Source organism: Tissierellales bacterium (assembly GCA_035301805.1).
Classification (GTDB): Bacteria; Bacillota; Clostridia; order Tissierellales; family DATGTQ01; genus DATGTQ01.
Genome location: DATGTQ010000105.1, coordinates 1 through 2,074, shown reverse-complemented (window position 1 = coordinate 2,074; position 2,074 = coordinate 1). Strand labels below are relative to the sequence as shown.

Annotated in this window: 1 protein-coding gene; it reads right to left on the bottom strand. The window is 26.7% G+C overall.

Going from position 1 to position 2,074, the window contains the following annotated elements:
• A partial coding sequence (locus VK071_04850; GenBank protein HLR34643.1) for a UvrD-helicase domain-containing protein occupies window positions 1-2,074 on the bottom strand: 2,074 nt, incomplete at both ends.

The following is a 2,074-nucleotide window of genomic DNA, read 5'->3' as shown; positions in this document are numbered from 1 at the left end:
TACATATAAAATCCTCTTATTTTCCTCATTTTCCTTTTCTCCTATTATGTGGCGTACATCATCATATAATGGAGAACAATCCCTATGTCTTATACCTAGACCTATGCTTTTATGGAAAAGTATATCTGATGTATCTGTGACAAAGCCTTTAGACATTTGAGGTATTGCTACAACTTTAAACTGTAATCCTTTAGATTTGTGTATAGTCATTATTTTTACAGTATTTCCTGCTTCTGTTTCAATTTGAGCCTGAGATTCTTCTATTGCTTCAATTCTTAATTTTTCTATATAATCGATAAATTCTTCCATAGATCCATTATGCATCTTCCTATATTCTCTTGCTATATCCACAAATTTATATACATTTGCAATTTTTTGTTTATTACCATGTTGTAGCATTAAGCTATTTGAATAATAGGTCTTAGAAATAAGTTCTTCTAATATTTCATCTACTTTCACTATATCCTTTTTTACCCTTAATTGGTATAAAATTTTAGCAGCTTTTTCTATCTTCTTTTTTTCTTTTTCCTCTACAGAAGATATTTCTTCTTCTAAAGCCATTAATAAATTTTCTTTATTTCTCCTAAGAAGCCAGTAAATAGTTTTGTCTGAAATACCAAACATAGGACTTCTGAGTAATCCCACTATAGAAATGCTGTCATAGCTATTACTTATACTTTTTAACCCATTTATTAAATCAACTATTTCATCTTGCTTATAAAACCCTTTCCCTCCTATATTATAGTAAGGTATACCATATTCTTCTAAAGCTTTTTCATATATATGATCTTCTGTTGAAGATCTAAATAGCAGAGCAAAATCTTTATAAGAATATTCTCCACTATTAACCAACTCTTTAATTCTTTTAGCTATAATTCTACTTTCATAATATTTATTGTAATCCCCTTGGCTAACACCTTCTGGTATTTGTAACTCCTTATTTTCTACTACTTCTACTCTTAATCCACTAATTTTTTTATTAGCCTCTAAGCTATCATATCTTTCTCCCATAACTTTAGTAAATACATTATTTACAAATTCTAGGACTGGGGATACAGAACGATAATTTTTATTTAAAAGAATAGGTGATGTTTTTGAAACCTCTTCTATATCTTCCATTACTTCAAAAAATACTTCTACATCGGCACCACGAAATCCATATATAGATTGTTTAGGATCTCCAACTATAAATAAATTTTCTCTATCTAATTTGCTTTCTTTGCTACACAATTTATATAGTATTTGCTTTTGTAGTTCATTAGTGTCTTGAAATTCATCTACCATTATATATCTGTATTTATTTTGATATCTTTTTCTAATATGATCCTGTTCTAATAGTTCTAATACGTAAATTTGTAAATCATCATAATCCAAACAACCTATTCTTTTCTTTTTAGCTGTGAATTTTTCGTCTATAATTATAAGTAATTTTATTAAGGCTTTATAATTATCCCTATATTTTACCTCTTTTATTTTCATTACATTGTTTATAACATTTTTTATTTTTTCTATTCTTTCTTCTTCACCTTTCATATTTCCTATTTTAGCTTCTATATAATTTAAATCTTCCAATATAGTTTCATCATAAACATGATTATTTAAAAAGTTAATCCAAATAGGATCCTCTTTTAATTTATAAAGCTTTGAATTCTTCCTTGCTTTATCCATTAAGTGGGACAAATTCTTTTTTATAAAATTTATTTGTTTTTCTTCGATTTTAAAATTATCTATATTATTTAACGTCATTTCACTAATCTCATCAAAAGACATACCTACATTTCTTATTTTTTTATATATATTCATAAAGGTTTCATTAATTCTATTTAACATGTCTAAATTAAATTCTTTAACTAGTTTATAAATATCCTCATCTTTTTCTATACCCTTTACTATACATTCGCTAATAGTTTCTTTTAGTAACTCATCAGATTCGTATTCATCCATTATACTAAATAAAGGATCCACGCCAGATTCTACAGGATTCTCCCTAAGGATTCTAGAGCAAAAACTATGTATGGTTCCAATATTGGCTTTTTCTAAATCTTTATAAAGTCTTATCCATTTTTTATCTTGC